The organism is Streptomyces sp. NPDC050161, assembly GCF_044460025.1.
GTDB lineage: Bacteria > Actinomycetota > Actinomycetes > Streptomycetales > Streptomycetaceae > Streptomyces.
The window spans coordinates 1-18,973 of sequence record NZ_JBITJM010000041.1 but is presented as its reverse complement, the minus strand read 5'-3'; the positions used below and the strand labels follow the sequence as shown (position 1 = coordinate 18,973).

General features: G+C 72.2%; 15 protein-coding genes. 9 read left to right on the top strand and 6 right to left on the bottom strand.

Annotation, left to right across the window (positions count from 1 at the left end; all coding sequences use genetic code 11):
- Window positions 1-451: 451 nt before the first annotated feature.
- Complete coding sequence (locus ACIBK8_RS34920; protein ID WP_399046625.1) at window positions 452-1,042, top strand: pyridoxamine 5'-phosphate oxidase family protein; 591 nt, start codon at window positions 452-454, stop codon at window positions 1,040-1,042.
- Between the two features lie 7 nt (window positions 1,043-1,049).
- Here the strand turns inward: ACIBK8_RS34920 and ACIBK8_RS34915 are convergent, their stop codons facing one another.
- The 3 genes from ACIBK8_RS34915 to ACIBK8_RS34905 form a co-directional block, all read right to left on the bottom strand.
- Window positions 1,050-1,970 (bottom strand): LysR family transcriptional regulator, encoded by a 921-nt coding sequence (locus ACIBK8_RS34915; RefSeq protein WP_399046623.1) that lies wholly within the window; start codon window positions 1,968-1,970, stop codon window positions 1,050-1,052.
- Between the two features lie 31 nt (window positions 1,971-2,001).
- Complete coding sequence (locus ACIBK8_RS34910; RefSeq protein ID WP_399046622.1) at window positions 2,002-2,721, bottom strand: cyclase family protein; 720 nt, start codon at window positions 2,719-2,721, stop codon at window positions 2,002-2,004.
- A gap of 92 nt (window positions 2,722-2,813) precedes the next feature.
- Entirely contained in the window at window positions 2,814-4,070 is a 1,257-nt protein-coding gene (locus ACIBK8_RS34905; RefSeq protein WP_399046621.1) for an MFS transporter, read from the bottom strand.
- A gap of 79 nt (window positions 4,071-4,149) precedes the next feature.
- On the opposite strand from ACIBK8_RS34905, the gene ACIBK8_RS34900 reads away from it, so the two are divergent.
- Window positions 4,150-5,070: a LysR family transcriptional regulator gene (locus ACIBK8_RS34900; RefSeq protein ID WP_399046619.1), complete on the top strand. Its 921-nt coding sequence runs from the start codon at window positions 4,150-4,152 to the stop codon at window positions 5,068-5,070.
- A gap of 36 nt (window positions 5,071-5,106) precedes the next feature.
- Here the strand turns inward: ACIBK8_RS34900 and ACIBK8_RS34895 are convergent, their stop codons facing one another.
- Window positions 5,107-7,935 carry a SpoIIE family protein phosphatase gene (locus tag ACIBK8_RS34895; RefSeq protein ID WP_399046617.1) on the bottom strand — a complete coding sequence of 943 codons (2,829 nt, stop codon included), beginning with the start codon at window positions 7,933-7,935 and terminating at the stop codon, window positions 5,107-5,109.
- 427 nt (window positions 7,936-8,362) lie between these two features.
- Between ACIBK8_RS34895 and ACIBK8_RS34890 the strand changes: the two genes are divergently transcribed.
- From ACIBK8_RS34890 to ACIBK8_RS34880, 3 genes are all read left to right on the top strand, one after another.
- Window positions 8,363-11,260: a LuxR C-terminal-related transcriptional regulator gene (locus ACIBK8_RS34890; protein ID WP_399046616.1), complete on the top strand. Its 2,898-nt coding sequence runs from the start codon at window positions 8,363-8,365 to the stop codon at window positions 11,258-11,260.
- A 269-nt stretch (window positions 11,261-11,529) separates the two neighbouring features.
- Window positions 11,530-12,180 (top strand): papain-like cysteine protease family protein, encoded by a 651-nt coding sequence (locus tag ACIBK8_RS34885; RefSeq protein WP_399046615.1) that lies wholly within the window; start codon window positions 11,530-11,532, stop codon window positions 12,178-12,180.
- Between the two features lie 5 nt (window positions 12,181-12,185).
- Window positions 12,186-13,070, top strand: coding sequence for an LPXTG cell wall anchor domain-containing protein (locus tag ACIBK8_RS34880; protein WP_399046613.1), 885 nt, complete (start codon window positions 12,186-12,188; stop codon window positions 13,068-13,070).
- A gap of 89 nt (window positions 13,071-13,159) precedes the next feature.
- On the opposite strand, the gene ACIBK8_RS34875 is transcribed toward ACIBK8_RS34880, so the two are convergent.
- Complete coding sequence (locus ACIBK8_RS34875; RefSeq protein WP_399046612.1) at window positions 13,160-14,221, bottom strand: protein kinase family protein; 1,062 nt, start codon at window positions 14,219-14,221, stop codon at window positions 13,160-13,162.
- A 222-nt stretch (window positions 14,222-14,443) separates the two neighbouring features.
- On the opposite strand from ACIBK8_RS34875, the gene ACIBK8_RS34870 reads away from it, so the two are divergent.
- The gene (locus tag ACIBK8_RS34870) at window positions 14,444-15,100 is read left to right on the top strand and encodes a transglycosylase family protein (protein WP_399046611.1); all 657 of its coding nucleotides are present in this window, start codon (window positions 14,444-14,446) and stop codon (window positions 15,098-15,100) included.
- Window positions 15,101-15,209: 109 nt separating this feature from the next.
- Window positions 15,210-16,013, top strand: coding sequence for a uracil-DNA glycosylase (locus ACIBK8_RS34865; protein ID WP_399046609.1), 804 nt, complete (start codon window positions 15,210-15,212; stop codon window positions 16,011-16,013).
- A gap of 22 nt (window positions 16,014-16,035) precedes the next feature.
- Here the strand turns inward: ACIBK8_RS34865 and ACIBK8_RS34860 are convergent, their stop codons facing one another.
- Window positions 16,036-17,208 carry an alpha-hydroxy-acid oxidizing protein gene (locus ACIBK8_RS34860; protein WP_399046608.1) on the bottom strand — a complete coding sequence of 391 codons (1,173 nt, stop codon included), beginning with the start codon at window positions 17,206-17,208 and terminating at the stop codon, window positions 16,036-16,038.
- A gap of 126 nt (window positions 17,209-17,334) precedes the next feature.
- On the opposite strand from ACIBK8_RS34860, the gene ACIBK8_RS34855 reads away from it, so the two are divergent.
- Together ACIBK8_RS34855 and ACIBK8_RS34850 are read left to right on the top strand one after the other, a co-directional pair.
- The gene (locus tag ACIBK8_RS34855; RefSeq protein WP_399046607.1) at window positions 17,335-18,534 is read left to right on the top strand and encodes an MraY family glycosyltransferase; all 1,200 of its coding nucleotides are present in this window, start codon (window positions 17,335-17,337) and stop codon (window positions 18,532-18,534) included.
- A 78-nt stretch (window positions 18,535-18,612) separates the two neighbouring features.
- A complete protein-coding gene (locus ACIBK8_RS34850; RefSeq protein WP_399046605.1) occupies window positions 18,613-18,882 on the top strand; it encodes a hypothetical protein in 270 nt (89 codons plus the stop codon).
- The last annotated feature ends 91 nt before the right edge of the window (window positions 18,883-18,973 follow it).

Here is an 18,973-nt window from a genome sequence, read left to right as displayed (position 1 = left end):
GCAGGAGTTCATCGTCGAGATGGCTGATGGGCATCTGTTGCACGTGTTGCACGTATGGCTTCGGCGCAACACCCGCCCCCGGCCGTCAGCGGACGGGGTGAAGACGGGAGTGCCGTCGCTGTCGGCACTCCTCACATGGGTCACGAACCCGGGCCGAGCTGCGTTGAGCAACTGTGGATCAGTCTTCCGCCGATCACCGAGGGAGACCCGGACACAACAGAAGATGAGAATGATCCACTCGACGCGACCGCGAGTGTGATCCACCTCCCGGCGTCCCGCTGCTGCGTATCCGTGGGGTGAACCGATCATTCCGCTTGTTGCAGCGCCCGCAAATGTTACGCACGGGACACATGAGCCACCATGCTAAAAGCTTAAACAATCATTGCGGGAGGCCATCGCGACGGGAAGATTTCCGTGTGAGCATGCAGGAAGCCGGACAGGGGAGGCGTTGGTGACGGAACGGAGCTTCTATCGCGAAGGGGCGTTGCGCATGCAGGAAACCCTGCGTACGCAACGGCTGGCAGATCACATCGCCGGCAAGTACGTAACCGACCATCTGGACGAGACCGCGGCCACGATGTTGCGTCAGGCGGATTGCTTTTACTTGGCGACAGCTGACGCCGATGGTTACCCCGACTGCTCCTACAAGGGCGGTCTGCCCGGGTTCGTCCAGGTTCCCCATCCCAGGCTGCTTCGCTTTCCCAGCTACGACGGAAACGGCATGTTCCGGAGCTTGGGCAACATTCTCGACAATCCTCAGGTCGGAATGCTGTTCATCGACTATGACAAGCCGATCAAGTTGCGCGTGAACGGCACGGCGCAGGTATCAACGGACAGTCGGCTTCTCGCCCTGTTTCCGGAAGCGGATGCCGTGGTTGAGGTTGACGTACGGCAGGTATTCGAAAACTGCCCCCGCTACTTGCACGACGTGCGCGTGGGGCAACACTCGGCGCACGTCCCCCGTCCTCACCACGCCCCGCCCGACCCGGAATGGAAGCTGAAGGATGAGTATCAGGGTCTGGTACGCCTGCGGAATCCCTGACAGACCTTCAACTGCTGTGCGCGAGGGCTGAGGTCCGCGAGTACGCGCGTTTGAGGCGCTGCCGCAGGATGAGAAACCAACTCGACACCGCTGCCGATGACTTGGCCACCAGCACCACGGTTCGCGCCGGGGCCGGTATACCGGCGACGTCCACCGACCGCGTCAGTCCGTCCCGTCGCACCAGTTCCGAAGAGGGGACGTAGGTGATCGCCTGAAGCGCCAGGGCCATCTCCTGTGCCAGGACCCAGTCGTCCGTGCGGCCGACCGTCCGGGTGAGGATGCCGTGCCGCGCGAAGTGCGAGGTGACAAGGCGGTCGCAGTCCGAGCCGACGCGTGGCAGTACCCAGGGAAAAGCGGACAGCGAATCCGAGCCGGAACGGACCGCGGAGGAGAGCAGCTTCGGCGGGCCGACTAGCACGAAAGCTTCGTGCCGCAGCGGCACCGTGCGAAAGCGTACGTCCTCGGGTTCGGCTGCCTCCTGTATGGAGATCGCGGCATCCAGACTGCCGGCCTGCACGAGGTCACGACCCTCGTGCGGGCTCGTTTCGTACAGCTCAAGGCCGAAGGGGAGTCCATTGCCGACTCCGAGAGCGGGGAGTACGCAGTTTCCCATCGCCGAGGGGAACGCGCCGAGTTTGACGCATGGTTTGGTGCGAGACTGTGCCGCCCCGTTCTCCTGGTGCTCCGAGACGGATGTCTCCCACAGGTCAGCGATCTTCGACGCGACCTGAGCAATCACCGAACCGCTGTCCGTCAGCCGTATCCCGCGTCCTTCCGGCTCCACAAGTGGAAATCCGCATTCCGAACTCAGTGCCTTTATTTGCTGGGATACCGCGGACGGGGATAAATGTAATGCCTTGGCCGCGGCATGGATTCCGCCGTGGCATCGTACGGAATCCAATGTCCTGAGCTGTTGTAGGTTGGCCATTGTCCCGCTCTCGTCGGGGGCCGACGACACGTCAGGCCCATCGGGAGTATCCGAGGAACGCGCGCACCGGGAACGTGCCAAGACCGGCGACCTTGATGGGAACGGCGGTGAACCTTCCCCCTTGCTCCGGGACGAGGGAGAGGTTGGTGAGGTGCTCGACCACCGGGATACCCGCACCGAGCAGCTCCGTATGCGCCGGGCGTTCACGTATATCTGTGGCGTCGATGTTGAGGGAGTCGATTCCCACGAGCGCCGGGTCGGCTTCGGCGAGCAACGCGGCGGCCTCGGCGGACAGGTGGGGGTGCTGACCGTTCTCGTAGGTGTCTGTGGCCCAGTACCGTGACCAACCGGTCCTGATGAGGACGGCACGGCCCCGCAGATCGGACTGCGCGAAGCACTCCGGAGGAATCGTCTGCTTGTCCGTTTCGATCACGGTGACGGGTACGCCGGCAACTCGGGCCAGGTCGAGGGATGTGAGGTCGTAACCATCCGCGAAGCGGTGGAAGGGGACATCCATGTATGTGCCTGTCTGGCCGACCAGACAGAGCTTGCCCAGATGGAATTCAGTTCCCGGCGCATACATCTCCCGCGACTGCTCACGGGAGATGTGATCGGTGAGTACCGGCTGCGGCATCCCTGGATAGGCCGTCGCGCCGGGAACGATCTCGTGGCTGAGGTCCACGAACACGTCACCGGGGCCACCGTGGCGGAAGGCTCCCTGCGAACGAGACGGAGGGGAACTGTTCACCATGAAGGATCCACCTTCTCTTCTATGTAATGGACAACGATCGCCGGAAGGTCTGGGCCTGCACAAGGAGGCCCGTCGTGTTCTGGCCAACCGGCTTACTGCGGCATGTGGGTCGGGGTCTCGGCCGGACGCTCGGCGGCGGACGGCCCCTCGCCGCGGTTTTCGGTGCGCGCGTCGCGGAGTGCGAGCGGGGCGGCCAGGAGAATCAGGACCGCGGCGGCGGTGAAGGAGCCGTCGACTCCCAGAGCGTGCGAAGTGACGCCGACGGCCATGGCGCCGATCCCCGTGCCGGCGTCGTAGGCCATGTTCCACGCGGTGCTGGCCGCCCCGTGACCGTGGGGGCCGGCCCGGCGGAACATGATCACCAGGGTGTCGTTCTGCAGGGCGCCGAAGCCCAGGCCGTAGACGGCGGCTGCGACCGCGGAAAGTACCGCGCCGTCACCGAACGGCGCGGTGGCCAGCCCGAAGCCGCCCATCCCCACGACGCAGGCCAGCACGCTGGGGACCAACAGGCGCCCGGTGCCCACCCGGTCACTGACGACACCCGCCACCCAGCGACCGACGACGACAGCGCCGGAAAGCAGGAACAGTGCGACCGGTGCGGCGGTGGAGTCGCTGAGTGCCAGGGGGAGAAACGACGTCACCCCGCCCAGAGCGCAGGCAGCGGTGATCAGGACGGTGAAGGGCCGGCCGAAGGGCCGCAGCGGCACCTCGCCGGACTTGGCGGCCCGGCTTCCGCCCGACTCCCCCTGACGGCGCTGTGGCCTGATCGCCGCCGCGGCCAACACGCTGAGCGCGCCGGCCGCGACGAAGACCGGCGTGAAGCCGATGTGCTCGGCGAGCCACACTCCCAGTGGCAGGCAGAGAACCTGGGGCAGGCCGACGGCGACGCCGTACCAGCCGACGGCCTTGCCCCTGCTGTGTGCCGGGACCAGTTCGGCCACCAGTGCGCTGCCGGCCACCGCGACCATTCCGAAGCCGACACCCCGCACGGCCGAGACGGCCAGCACCCAGCCCAGTCCGGTCGAGAGGGGGTACGCGAAGGTGGGCAGCCCCAGCAGCAGCGCTCCGAACACCAGAGTTTGGCGCAGACTCAACCGCCGCAGCAGCCACCTCATGCACAGCTGCACACCCACCGTCGCCGCCATCGTCACGCCGGTCACGGCACCCACCCCGGCGTTCCCGGAGCCGCCCTGGGCGGACCACAGCGGAGCGACCGACAACAGCGGCGCGTAGTTGGAGAAGGTTCCCACTGTCGCGGCGAGCAGCAGGAGGAAGTCCCGTCCGGCCAGGCCGGTGCGCTCGTCACCGGCGGGTCGCCGACGACGCTGTGTGGGGGGAGAGAGGGGCATGTCAGCAGTTTTACGGCTCACGTCAATCGCGTCCAACGAACGATTGCGATGGCCTCCATTCGAGAATACGATTCGATGTGTGGAGCTGAAGCATCTCTCGACCTTTGTCGTGGTGGCCCAGCGGTTGAACTTCACCGGCGCCGCGCAAGAGTTGGGCTACGTACAGTCCAGCGTCACCGCGCACATCAAAGCCCTGGAGAGAGATCTCGGTACGCCGCTCTTCGACCGGCTCGGCCGCCGGGTCGTCCTCACCGACGCGGGCCGTGAGCTTCGCAACCACGCCCAGAACCTCCTGAACTACGCCGAGCAGGCCACGGAGGCGGTCCAGGGAGCGGGCGGTGACCCGGGGCGGGTACGCGGCACCTTGCGCATCGCCGCGCCGGAGAGCCTCTGCGCGCACCGCCTGCCACCGGTGTTGCGTGCGTTGAAGAACAGCTTCCCGCTCCTCCAGGTGGCGTTCGGCGCGGCGAGCAGAACCTCACTGATGGCCTCGCTCAGCGAGGGCTACCTCGACGCCGGGTTCCTCCTTGAGGAGGAGGTGAGCGGGCCCATGGTGACCGCCGACCGGCTGGCGGAGGAGGAACTGCGCCTGGTCGCCTGGCCGGAGCATCACCTCGCCCGGAGCGAGGTCGTCCGCACCGTGGATCTGGCCGATGAGACGCTGCTGCTCATCGAGAAGGACTGCGCACAGCGCGAGGTGATGGACCGGGAACTGAAACAGGCCGCGATCCGCCCCGCGACCATGGAGTTCGTCAGCACAGAAGCCCTCAAGCGGTGTGCCGAGGCCGGCCTGGGCGTGGCCCTGCTGCCGCGCACCACGGTTGCCGACGAAATCCGTCGCGGCACGCTCACCGCACTGCCGTGGACCTCCCGTCCCGCCCTCGGCGTCTACCTCGTTCTCCACAAGGACCGCCAGCCCACCTCCGCTCTGCGCACCCTCACCGCACTCGCCCGAGCCGAGTGGTCCGACGCACCGGCAGCGAGCCCGAAAGCAGGGTGACTTCGCAGCTCAGGGCCGCTTTCCCGCAGGACTGCTTCAGGGATCCACCTGCGACGGCGCGGGCGGATCCTCGCCCCACTGATCGAGCAGATCCTCCTCCGTGGGCTCCTTGACGGGCGATGTGCCCGGCTCCAGGGACTGCTCGGTCCAGACGACCTTGCCGCCGTCCGGGTACCGCGTGCCCCACCGCTCGGCGAACCGGGAGACGAGGTAGAGGCCGCGCCCGCCCTCGTCGGTCATCGCGGCCCTGCGCAGGTGCGGAGCGGTGGTGCTGCCGTCCGACACCTCGCAGATCAGGCTGCGGGCGCGCATCAGCCGGACGCGGATGGGGCCGGTCCCGTACCGGATCGCGTTGGTGACCAGTTCGCTGAGGATCAGCTCGGTGGCGAAGCCCAGTTCCGCCATGCCCCAGTCCCCGAGCCGGCCGGCCACTTCGGCGCGTACGGGTGCGACGGCCGCCGGGTCGCTCGGCACCGCCCATTCGGCGATGTGCTCGGAGTCGAGGCGGCGGGTGACGGCGACGAGCAGGGCGACGTCGTCGCCCGGCTGCGGCGCCACCATCGCGTCGAGCACGTACCGGCAGGTCTCGTCGGCCGTGCCTCCGGGGTGCCTGGACAGGACCTCGCGCAGCCGGCCGAGACCGGTGTCGATGTCCCGCTGCCGGTCCGCGATCAGCCCGTTGGTGAACAGGACGAGCCGGCTCCCCTCGGGCAGTTCCAGCGTGAGCGTGTCGAAGGGTTCGCCGCCGAGCCCGAGCGGCGGCGAGACGGGCACGTCGGGGAAGGACACCGTGCCGTCGGGGTGTACCAGCGCGGGCCCGGGGTGGCCGTTGGTGGCCATCGTGCAGCGGCCTGACGCGGGGTCGTAGACGGCGTACAGGCAGGTGGCGCCGGAGACCTGGGCGGTGCCCGCGGTGCCGGTGTCGTCGATGCGGGTGACCAGTTCGTCGAGGTAGCCGAGGAGTTCGGCGGGCGGCAGGTCCAGCGCGGAGAAGTTGTGCACGGCGGTGCGCAGCCTGCCCATCGTGGCGGCGGCGTGCAGGCCGTGGCCGACGACGTCGCCGACGACGAGGGCGACCCGGGCGCCGGGCAGCGGGATGACGTCGAACCAGTCGCCGCCCACCCCGGCCGCCTCCGCCTGGGCCGGCAGGTAGCGGTAGGCGGCGTGCACCGCGTCCTGTTCGGGCAGCGCGCCGGGCAGCAGGCTGCGTTGGAGGGTGACGGCGGTGGCGTGCTCGCGGGTGTACCTGCGGGCGTTGTCGACGCTGACGGCGGCCCGGCCCACCAGCTCCTCGGCCAGCGCGAGATCGTCCTCGTCGAACGGCGGGGAGCCCGCCGTCCGCCAGAAGTCGGCCACGCCCAGCACCCGGCCCCTGGCCCGGACCGGGACGCTGATCAGCGACCGCAGGCCCAGTTCGCGGATCCTGGCGGCCTGCGCGGGGTCCGCCGGCGGCTCGCCCGCCCCGGTCACGTCGGGCACGAGCTTCGCCTGCCCGCTGCGCAGCACCTGTGCCTGCGGCGACGGCATGGCGTAGCTGAGCAGTTCGTCGGCGGGGAAGAGCGCAGCGCCGCGCGAGCCGCCCGCCGCGGCCTCGTCGTCGCCCGCCCCTTGGCCGTCATCCGGCGTACGGGCGCGCGGCGGTGGCCCGCTGACGGCGGTGCGGCGCAGCAGTCCGCCGTGGGCCGCCGGGTCCTCGCCGCGTACCACCGGGTCGGCCAGTTCGACGGTGACGAGGTCGGCGAACCGCGGCACGGCCACCTCGGCCATCTCCCGGGAGGTCCGGCGCACGTCCAGTGTCGTGCCGACGCGTGCGCCGGCGTCGTGCAGCAGCCGCAGCCGCTCCCGTGCGGCCTCGGCCCGTCCGGTGACCGCGAGCAGTTCCGTGGTGTCCCGCAGCGTCGCCACACCGGCCCGTGGGCCGCCGGGGGTGTCGGTGAGCCGGATGTTGAGCACCAGCAGCCGGTCGCCGGCCCGGCACACCGCGTCCGACACCACGTCCCGGGAGGTCAGCACCTCGACGACCTGCGGTTCGAGGCCGAGTTCCGTCACCAGCCGCCCCTCGGCGTCGGGCGTCAGGTCCAGCAGCCGCCGCGCCTCGTCGTTCGCCAGCACCAGCCGGTGGTCGGCGTCCATGATCAGGACTCCCTCGCGGACCGAGTGCAGCACCGCGTCGTGGTGCTCGTACATCCGCGTCATCTCGGCGGGGCCCAGGCCGTGCGTCTGGCGGCGCAGCCGGCGGCCGACGAGCAGGGTGCCCGCCGCGGACAGTGCGAGGACGAGGCCGGCGCCGCCCAGCAGCACCGGCAGTTGCGCCGCGGTGGTGCTCTGTACCCGCTTGAGTGTGATGCCGACGGAGACCAGTCCTGCGACCGAGCCGTTGTCCCGGGTGACCGGCGTGATCGAGGTGACCGTCACGCCGCTGCTCGCCCGCAGGGTCCGGGTGTACGTCCCGTGCAGTGCTCTCTTGTACCCACCGATGACGCGCTCGCCGATGAGCCGGGGGTCGGGGTGCGTGTACCGGATGCCCTGGGGCGTGAACACCACGACGAAGTCGACGTCGGCGTCCTTGCGGACCCGTTCCGCGCGCGGCTGGAGGACGGCGGTGGGGTCGGGCCCGTCGAGCGCCTGCACCGTCCCGGGTGCGTGGGCGAACGCGGTGGCCACCGACCGCGCCCGCTGCTGTGCCTCCCGGGAGATGTCGCTGCGGGACTGGAGCACCAGTGCCAGGGCGGCGACGGTGACGAGCACCACCACCAGGACGAGCTGCGTCAGCATCAGCCGGCCCGCCAGGCTGCGCGCGCTCAACGGGAAGCGGAAGGGGCGCTGCGAACCGGAGCCCGTGGCCCGGTGCCCGTTCTTGCGCATTCGGTATCCGTCACCTGCCGGAATCCGCCGCTCGCACCCGCCGGGCGGGGCCCGCCCGGCCTTGGGGAGGATCAAGGGAAGCCAGATCAAGGTAAATGTACCGATATATGGCGACGGGTGGCGCCCGCAGTGCGCGTCCGCCCCCTCCGTCGTCCGCCCCGCGCCACGGGGGCGGGGCTTCCGTCGGCCGGGCGGGCGAGCAGCGAGGGCCCGGCGAACGGACCCCCGGAACTCCGCCGCGACCCCGCTCACCCAAGCGGGTGGGGCGGCACGGCACGGCTCCCCGAACCCCGGCTCCGCGAGCGTTGACTCCAAGACAACCATGGCATGAACATGTGGGACGGGTGGAGCGGTGAACCGGCGTCGAAGAGCGACGCACCGGGGCCCTCCCCCGCACGCTCCCGGAACGCCGTGAGGACCGCCTGTGGTGGGTAACGAGCCCGGCACGCGGCAGGACGTGGAACGCGCGGCCCGTCTGCACCTCGCCGACGGCGGCAGCGTCGTCCTGCACGGCCCCGCCGGCATCGGCACCTCACACATCCTGAGCGGCCTCGTCGACGCCGCACGCGCCCGCTCCGAGACCGTACTGTCCGCCGAACCCACCGCCCCCGAAGGCGAGTTGACGTACGCCACCCTCGCCGACCTGCTCGACCCGCTGCCCGACGAAGAGCTGGCGCCGCTGTCCGCGCCGCAGCGGTCCGCGCTGCGCGTCGTCCTGCGCCGCGAGCCCCCCACGGCGGGCGCGCCCGACCCGCTCGCCCTGCGCCTCGGCACCCTCGCGCTGCTCCGCCGCCTGGCCCGACGCGGCCCGGTGCTGCTCGCCATCGACGGCGCGCACTGGGTGGACCGGCCGAGCGCCGACATCCTCCGGTACACCGCGCGCCGCCTGCGGGCCACGGGAGTACGGGTGCTCACCGCGGAGACCTCGGCGCACGGGCAGGGCGCACCGGCGGGCGCGGCCTTCTGCCCCGGCCCTGTGCGGGAGTTCGCGGTGCCACCGGCGGGCCTGTCGGAGCTGCGGGAGATGCTCGGCGACCGGGAGGGCACGGCACTGCCGGGCTGGCTGGTCCGCCGGGTGCACGCGGCCTGCGCGGGCAACCCAGGCGACGCCCTGGAGATCGTCCGCGCACTGGGCCGCCAGGACCAACTCCCTTCCCGCGACCGGCCGTTGCCGGTGCCCGCCCGTATACGTGACGCACTCGCGAGGCGACTGGCCGGCACCGGCCCCGACGGCCGTGAGGTGCTGCTGACGGCCGCCTGCACCCGCGGGTTCACCCTCGGCCTGCTGCGCTGCGCGGCCACCGCGGGCGCCATACGGCCACCGCTCGGCAGCGGGCCTGCCGACGGCACGGACCCCGCACCCGGCGCCCGCCTCGCGGGGCATCCCGCCGACCCGGTGGCCCGCACGGTCGAGCACGCCATCGCGGCCGGAATCATCGCCGCGGACGAGGACGGCGTCCGGCTCCGGTTCGCCCACCCGCTGTTCGGCTGCGCCCTGTACGCCGGAGCCACCGCGGCCGAGCGGCGGGCCGCACACGCCCGGCTCGGGGCGGTGACCGCCGACCGTGCCGAACGCGCCCGGCACCTGGCCCTGTCCGGCACCCGGCCCGACGAGGAGGTGGCGGCGTTCGTGACCGCAGCCGCCGAGGAGGCCGCCCGGCGGGGCGCGCCCGACGAGGCCGCCGCCCTGGCCCGCCTCGCCGCCGCCCGCACCCCGGCGCGGTTCGGCGGCCGGCGCTGCGAACGCCTGCTGGCCGGCGCCGGACACGCGTACGCGGCGGCCGACCACGAACTCTGCCGGGAGCTGGCGATCGGCGCCGCCGCCGACGCGGACACCCCCGACCGCCACGTACGCGCCCGCATCCTCGTCATCACCGCGGCCGATCAGGCGCTGTCCGGCCTGGACGAGGTCTTCGCGGAAGCCTTCGCGCACGCCGGCGGCGCACCCTACGACCGGGCCCGCCTGCACTACCTGCGCGCCTGCAAGGCCCACATCGCCGACGGCGACGCGGCCGTCACCTGGGCGGAGGCCGACCGGGCCGCGATCTGGGCGCGGCGCGGCGGCGACCGCTGGACCGAGGTGCTCGCCCTGTCGCTCCAGGCGTTCGTCGGGACGCTGCTGGGCCGCACCGACGCCACCGAACCGCTGGTCCGCGCCCTGGCCCTGCCGCAGGACAGCGGTCCGGTCGGGAGCCACAACGGCCCCCGGGCGATCAAGGCGAGGCTGGACTTCTTCGCCGACCGGCTCGTGGCAGCGGCCGACGAACTGGACGCGCTGCTGCACCGCGCGAAGACGTCCGACAACGCCGAGGACATGATCTTCCTGCTGTGCGCCGCCATCGATGTGGAGGTACGGGCAGGCCGCTGCGGGCGGGCGCTGGCCGCCGCGCGCGAGGCACTGCGGCGGGCCCGCGAGCTGGGCGCGCACCTCGGGCAGGCCTGTTATTCGGCGGCCGTCGCCGAAGCCGCGGGCGGTGATCTGAACCGGGCCGCCGCGCTCGCGCACGAGAGCGTCCGGGTGGCGGACGCCGAGCGGGACCTCATCTATCTGCCGCTGGCCCTCTGCCTGTTGGGGCAGGTCCTGACGCGCGCGGGCGACGCGTCGGCGGCCGTGGACTGCCTGAGCAGGGCGCGGACCATCGCCCGCCGCCGCGGCATCGTCGACCCCGTCCCGGTGCCCTGGCCTTCCGACCTCGCCGAGGCGCTCATCGCCGCGGGCGAGCACGACCGGGCCGCCGCGGTCGTCGACGAGGTGCGCGACACCACGCTCCGCCTGGGCAGGACGGGCGCCGCCATGTCGCTGCTGCGGGCCGAAGCGCTGGTGCGCGCCGCGTCCGGCGACCTGGCCGGCGCGGTGTCGGGCCTGCGGGAGGCGGCCGAGCACCACCACGGCCTGGGGCTGCCGCTGGAGCACGGCCGCGATCTGCTGGCGCTCGGCACCGTGGAGCGGCGCCGGCGGCACGTCACCGCGGCGCTGACCTGCTGGCAGGACGCGGCGGCCGTGTTCGAGCAGGCCGGGGCACTCCCCTGGCTCTACGGGGCACGTGCCGAGATGCACCGGTTCACGCACGTCGAGGACGCGACGGGCGGCGACGCGGCACCGGCGCCGCAGTGGCGGGCACTGACACCGTCCGAGCACCGGGTGGCGCAGCTGGCGGGCGACGGCGCCACCAACCGTGAGATCGCCGCCCGGCTGTTCCTGTCGGCGAAGACGATCGAGTCGACGCTGACCCGCGTCTACCGCAAGCTCGGCATCCGCTCACGCGCCGAACTCGTCAGGCTGCACCGGCACACCGGCGACCCGGGAAGCGCCCCGCTGCGGTGAACCGGGCCGGGACGCCCCTTCGGCACCGGCCGCCACCAGCCCTTCCGGCCGTCCCCCGCCCATGAGGGGGATACCGGATAACCCCTTGCTCCGCGGGCGAGGGGGTTCCCGGCCGTGCCGCGGCGGCTCCACCGTTGCCTCGTTCGTCCAGCCGGCCGACGAGTTCCCGCCCGCACCGGGAGGTGCGGCGCGGCCCCGCGACACGACCTCGACGGCCTCCCCCCTCACGTCTTGGCCCGGCGTCATCCGCCGGGTGCGAAGGAGACACCATGATTCTGCGGAATCGCAGGACGCCTCCGGGAGCCGCGCCGGCGTCCCCGACCCCGCCGCGGCGGTCACGGCCCAAGGCGCTCGCCGGTCTCGCGGCAGCCGCCTGCCTGGTCCTGCCGCTGGCGGGCACGGCATCGGCGGCGCCCGCACCCGCCGGGCCGGCGGGCGGCTCCGGCTCCCGGATCGACTTCAACGAGCTGACCCAGGTGCAGGACCAGTGGTGCTGGGCCGCGACGGGCCTGTCCATAGCCCAGCACCTCGGCTACGGGCAGGGCACCGACCAGAACACGTTCTGCAACCTCGCATTCGGCCAGGGCGGCAACTACCCCTGCCCCAACCAGCCGGGACAGCTCACCGACGTACAGCAAGCCTGGTCCGGGCTCGGTATGAACCCGGGCAACGTCACCGGCGTCCTCCCCTTCTCCAGCGTCGCCTCGTCCGTCGACGCCAACTCCCCCGTCGAGGTCGGCATCTACTGGACCGCGGGCGGCGGCCACGCGCACGTCCTGTACGGCTACGACTCCGCCACCCGGACGATGCAGTACGCCGACCCCTGGCCGTCCAACCCGCGCTACGGCGAGATGGACTACTCCACCTACGTCAGCAACAACCAGTTCAACTGGGCCGAGTCCCTGTACGGAGAGAAGTGAGTGTGATGACCGACAACTCCCCCTCCCGCCACGGCCGTCCCGTCGTCGCGGCGCTCGCCGCGGGCCTCGGCGCCCTCGTCCTGCTGACCCCCGCCACCGCATCGGCCGCCGGTAACTCCCCTGCCCCCCTGGCCGGTTCGGTGACCGGCGGCGACCGCGCGGCGGCCGGGCGGACGCTGGGCAGCCAGGACACCACGGACAGACTGGCCGCCTTCTTCGTCCACCTGCGCAAGCACAAGGCGTCGCAGCACGGCACCGTGGCCGACGCGAAGGTGACCCGGCAGGACGCCGCGGCGCAGGCGCCGGAACTGGTCGGCTCCGCGGTGCCCGTCTACTCCCTGGACCCCGGCTTCGTCCGCGGCGACACGGCATCGGCGCCGGTCGCCCGCTTCGCCTACCTGGCCGCCGAGGCCCGCTCGGCGTCCGGCGCGCGGGCGACGGTGTGGACCGTACGCGACGCGCACACCCACAAGTGGGCCGTCGCCAACGTCCTTTCGGGCGCCGACGAGCTGACGTACACCCACCGGGCCAAGGGCGCGGCGGTCTTCACCGAACCGCAGATCGCCGCGTGGTACAAGCTGTCGGGCAACCGGGTGCTGCCGCTCAACGACAGCGCCAGGCAGTCGGTCGGCAGCGACGGAATATCCACCCAGGCGTACCGGAAGCTCGTCCACACCCGGTACGCGGACAAGCTGGCCGGCTCGGACTACCAGCGCTCCGGCAAGCTCGGCGGCTTCTCCCCGCGCACGGCGTCCGCCGCGGCCACACCGGAGCACACCTCCACCGGCTCCTCGACCGTCGCGGCAACCACCGCGGCAGGCGGCGGCCTCCTCCTCGGCGGCGGCGCCTACCTCATCCGCCGCCACCGCCGCGGAGCAGCACCCGCGTAACACCCGGCCCGCCTGCCCCTCCCCTCACCGGCCCGCCGCCCCTTCCCCACCGGGCGGCGGGCCGGATACGTACGGGAGTTGAGGTGACGTCACGGTCCGAGCAGCGCCCCGGGGAACGGCGTCCGCTTGCTCTCGTCGAGCAGGCGGCGGTGGAAGCCGTCGATGACGACGGTGGAACGGGCGTGCCGGTCGATGAGCGCGGCGATCCGGGGCGGCACCCCGTCCGGCCGCCGCCCCTCCGTCCACGCCCGCAGAAACGCCTCGCGCGCCGCCGTCCCGCGCTCCCCGCCGGGCAGCGAGCGGAGCAGGTGGTGGAGCAGAAAGCTCGCGGTGTGCCATCGGTCGTACCCGAGGTGCCCGGCGAGGAACCCGGCCTCGTCCGGGGCGAGTTCGAAGCCGGAGGCGAGGGCGAGCCCGAAGTCGGCGAAGTACAGCCGGCTGCCGTCGGTGAGGATGTTGCCGAAGTGCGCGTCGAAGTGGACGAGCCCCTGGGAACGCAGGAAGGCGGTCCCACGCGCCAGGGCCTCCTCCACCCACACGTAGGGCGAGCCGTCGCCGCCGTCCGGCCCGCCCTCGGCCCGGTGGCCGTCCAGCAGCCCGGCGAGGGTCTGCGGCAGGTACTCCAGGAAGAGCACCAGGCTCGACGTGGAGCGGGCGACGGCCTCCAGGCGCCCGCGAACGGCCGGGGAACCCTCCCAGTGCGCCACCGCACCCTCGATACCCCCGAATTCATCGGCGAAGTGAGCGGGAGGCGAATCGGGCAGCACCCGCCAGTGGTACATCAGCGGAAAGCCCTCGTACCTGTCCGCGAGCACCCAATGGGTGGTCATGATGTGCACGGCCAGCTCACGCCAGGCGCCGAACCCGGCCGAGCCCACGCCGTACTGGTAGTGCATCGGCAACCCGAAGAGATTCGCCGTCGACCGCACGTGCTCCGGCCGCAACTCGACGTCCGCCAGCGGGATCCGCTTGACGAACACCCGCGTCCCTCCGACGTCCAGCTCCGCCGACCGGCCGCCGATGCCCGTCCCGAGCGGCGCCGCGCCCGCGACCGCCGCGCCGATCCTGCGGTCGCTCAGCAGGGAAAGGCGGGTGCCCACGGACGCGTAGGCGGTCATCCGCGCGGCGTGCAACGGGTCCTGACGGTTCATCGAAGGCTCCTCGTGCCCGCGTCACGGCGTCGGCGGCACGGGATGTGGGTGATCACAAAACCCCCTGACCCTACGTGCGCCGGGCCGTCAGGTCCTCGCTTTTTCCTGGCACCCGGCCCCTGGCACACCGCGGGCTCGGGCGCGCCCGCCGTTCGGGTGGCCTTGCGCCGGGATCCGCGCGGCTCCGCCACGACGGCACCGGCAGCTGCCTAGCGTGCGGCGATGACAGCACATCAGGTAATCCGACAGTCCCTGGTCGCTCTCGTCGCCCTCGTGGCCGCCTCGCCCGGCACGGCACACGCCGGCACCCCGGCGCACGCACGGGCCGCCAAGCCCGGCGAACCCGCCACCGGCACCGCGGCGCGCGGCACCCCCGGATCCGCGCACTTCGGCCACCACCGGTGCGCGCCGGGCGAGGATCCCTGGTCCTGCATCGCGGAGTGCGAGAGCAGCGGCAAGTGGGACACCAACACCTCCAACGGCTTCTACGGCGGACTCCAGTTCCAGCAGTCGACCTGGGAGGAGTTCGGCGGACGCCGCTACGCGCCACGGGCCGACCTCGCCACCCGGAGCCAACAGATCAGGGTCGCGGAAAGGGTGCGCGCGAAACAGGGGTGGGGGGCCTGGCCGGTCTGCGCCAAGGGCATCGGCTCGTCGGATGCCGGCACGCACCCGTCGCCGCCGCAGGACGCGGGCCCCCCGGTCCGCATGCACAAGATCGCGCAGAGCCACACCGTGCGGGCCGGCGAGACGCTCTCGGCCATCGCCCTGCACTACGGCGTCCGCGGCGGCTGGCCCGAACTGCACCGCTACAACCAGCGCGCCATCGGATCCGACCCTGACGTGCTCACCATCGGCACGGAGCTGCGGATCCCCTGATGAGGCCGTCCCCCGCTCCCGTCGGCTCCGGCGCCACGCAGCTGTGACGGGAGCGGGGCGGGCCCGCCGGACGCGTTCTCTCCCTCCGGCACGGCCTTAGCGTGGAGTCATGAACACGAGCGGAACGCGGCCGGCGGGCCCGCCGCCGGACCGTGCGGACAGTGCTTTCCCCGCCTTCCACGCCGCGCACAGCGGCGGGCTGGCGGAACTCGACGCCCGTGTGGCCGACTGCCGGGCCTGCCCGCGGCTGGTGGCCTGGCGGGAAGAGGTCGCCGCGACCCGGCGCGCGGCGTTCCGCGACTGGGAGTACTGGGCGAGGCCGGTGCCGGGGTTCGGGCCGCCGGACGCGGCGCTGGCCGTCGTCGGTCTTGCGCCCGCCGCGCACGGCGGCAACCGGACCGGCCGGATGTTCACCGGGGACGCCTCGGGTGACTTCCTGTTCGCCGCCCTGCACGCCGTCGGCCTCGCCTCCCGGCCGACGGCCACCCACCGCGGCGACGGACTGGAACTCCACGGCGTACGGATCACCGCGCCGGTCCACTGCGCCCCGCCGCAGAACAAGCCCACCCCGGCCGAGCGCGACAGATGCCGGCCGTGGCTGTCGGCGGAACTCGCGCTGCTCGGACCCGGTCTGCGCGCGGTGGTGGTCCTGGGGGCATTCGGCTGGCAGGCGCTGCTGCCCGTGCTCGGCGACGCGGGGTGGCAGCTCCCCCGCCCGCGGCCGGCTTTCGGCCACGGCACCCGGCTGACCCTGCCGGCCACCGGAGCGCGGCCGGAACTGCAGGTCCTGGGCTGCTACCACCCGAGTCAGCGCAACACCTTCACCGGCCGCCTCACCTTCACCATGCTCGTCGACCTTCTCTCCGACGCCGCCGGCCTCGCGGGTCTGACGGACGGCGGGCCCGCCGCTTGAGGAAACGGCGGGCCAGGGCGGCTCACCCTCCCGCGACCTGCCGGAGCGCCGAAGGAGTCAGGTCGGCGAGCGTGGGGTAACCGTCGACGGCCATGATCAGGTCGGCTTCGGCGAGCAGCGAGCGCAGCACGTGCACGATGCCGTCGGTGCCGCCCATGGCCAGGCCGTGGGCGTAGGGACGGCCGACGCCGACGGCGGTGGCCCCGATGGCGAGGGCCTTGATGAGGTCGGCGCCGGTGCGGACACCGGAGTCGAAGAGGACGGGCAGTCCGTCGGCGGCCTCCACCACGCCGGGCAGCGCGTCGAGTGCGGGCAGACCGCCGTTGGCCTGCCGGCCGCCGTGATTGGAGCAGTAGATGCCGTCCACGCCACCGTCCTTGGCGCGGCGTACGTCCTCGGGGTGGCACAGGCCCTTCACGATCAGCGGCAGCGAGGTGAGGGACCGCAGCCAGGGCAGGTCGTCCCAGGTCAGGGGGTTGCCGAAGAGCTGTGTCCAGCGGAGGGCCGCGGCCTGCGGGTCCTCTTCCGCGGCGTGGGGCAGCCCGGCGCGGAAGACCGGGTCGCTGGTGTAGTTGGTCAGGCAATGGCCGCGCAGCATGGGGAAGTTGGCGGTGGACAGATCGCGGGGGCGCCAGCCGCTGACCCAGGTGTCGAGCGTGACGACGATGCCCTTGAAGCCGGCCAGCTCCGCGCGGCGCACCAGGCTCTCGGCCAGTTCGCGGTCGCTGGGCGTGTAGAGCTGGAAGAAGCCCGGGGTGTCGCCGTACTGCGCGGCGACGTCCTCCATCGGGTCGGCCGACAGCGTCGAGGCGACCATGGGGACGCCGGTGCGGGCGGCTGCCCGTGCCGTGGCGAGGTCTCCGTGACCGTCCTGGGCGCAGATGCCGAGGACCCCGATGGGCGCCATGAACAGCGGCGAAGGCAGCGTCATCCCGAACAGGTCGACGCTCAGGTCGCGTTCGGCGGCGCCGACGAACATCCGCGGGATCAGCCCCCAGCGGTGGAAGGCCGACACGTTGGCGCGCTGGGTGCGCTCGTCGCCCGCGCCGCCCGCGACGTACGACCACACCGACGACGGCAGCGCGGCCTCGGCCTTGGCCGCCCAGTCCGCCGCGGTCATCGGGAAGCGTGGTGTGACGCCGCGCAGCCCGTCCAGGTAGATCTCGTTCTGGTAGTTCCCGAAGTCCTGGTCCATGACGGGGATTCTCCCCGGTACGGGGGCGGCCGGAGCGGGCGGGGCGCGGTTCGCCCCGTACCCAACACCCCACCGGCGAAGGCCGCCTGCATAGGGTGGGGGAAGCCGTGACCGCCCGCGACATCCTTGAGGCAGCCCGTGCGTGAGTACCTGTTGACGTTGTGCGTCACGGCCGCGGTCACCCACCTCCTGACCGGGCCGTCCCGGAAGTTCGCGATCGCGGCCGGTGCGATGCCGGCGGTACGGGCGCGCGACGTGCACCACGAGCCCACGCCGCGCCTCGGCGGCATCGCGATGTTCGGCGGCCTGTGCGCCGGCCTCGTCATGGCCTCCCGACTGCCCCATCTCCAGGGCGTCTTCGAGGTGAAGGAGCCGCAGGCGCTGCTGTCGGGCGCCGTGCTGATCTGGCTGGTCGGGGTGCTCGACGACAAGTTCGAGATCGACGCGGTCATCAAGCTCGGCGGGCAGCTGATCGCCGCGGGAGTGATGGTGCAGCAGGGCCTGCGGATCATGTGGCTGCCCGTCCCCGGCATCGGCACGGTCATCCTCAACGACACGGTGGGCACACTGCTGACCGTCGCCCTCATCGTCATCACCCTCAACGCCGTCAATTTCGTCGACGGTCTCGACGGGCTGGCCGCCGGCATGGTCTGCATCGCCGCCACCGCGTTCTTCCTGTACGCCTACCGCCTCTGGTACGGGCACGGGATCGAGGCCGCCGCCCCCGCGACGCTGTTCTCCGCGGTCCTGATGGGCATGTGCCTGGGGTTCCTCCCGCACAACCTGCACCCGGCCCGGATCTTCATGGGCGACTCCGGATCCATGCTCATCGGCCTGGTGATGGCGGGCTGCGCCATCACCGCCACCGGCCGGGTGGACCCGGACGCGCTGAAGCTGTTCGGCACCGAGCGGGCGGCGGTGCACGCGATGGTGCCGGTCTACATCCCGCTGCTGCTGCCGCTGACGGTGATCGCCCTCCCGCTGGCCGACCTCGTCCTGGCCTTCGTCCGCCGCACGTGGCACGGCCGCTCACCGTTCGCCGCCGACCGCGGCCACCTCCACCACCGCCTCCTCGGCATCGGCCACTCCCACCGCAGGTCGGTCCTGATCATGTACTTCTGGTCCGGTCTGATCGCCTTCGGCGCCGTCGCGTACTCGGTGCACAACACGAGCTTCTGGATCGTCTCGTGCCTGGCACTCCTGAGCGCGGCCGGCCTCGTCCTGCTCCTGCTGCCGCGGCTCTCCCCACACCTGCCACGCCGGGCCGCACGCCTGGTGCCTGCGCGCTGTCGGAGGGCGGGCGGTACGGACGACTCGGCCCAGTAGGTCGTGTCGTCGGCGTCGCCACGGACGCCGGGCGGCCACGACTCGCCGAAGCGGGCGAGTGCTGGTAGGCAGGTGGGCATGAGCGACATCCCACCGGTTTTGACCGTGACCGCTGTCAGCACCATCGGGGCCGCCGATGTCGACGACGACACCGCGGACTCATGGATGGTGATCGAGACGGCCGAGCAGGGCCAGCTGCTGCTGAACCTCCCCGGCCCGCTCTACCGCGCCATGGCCCAGGCGACCGAGCTGCCCGCTCATCAGCCGGGCCCCGGCCGCCTGGCGCTCACCCAGGACGAGATCTCCGCCTACCGCGCCCACATCGCACGCCTGGCCCGCACCAACTAGGGCGCGTATTGGGTCGTGATCAATGGGTGGTCCGGGTGAGGTCTTTGATCCAGATCATCGAGGCGCGCAGGTGTAGGCCGGCGAGGTAGCT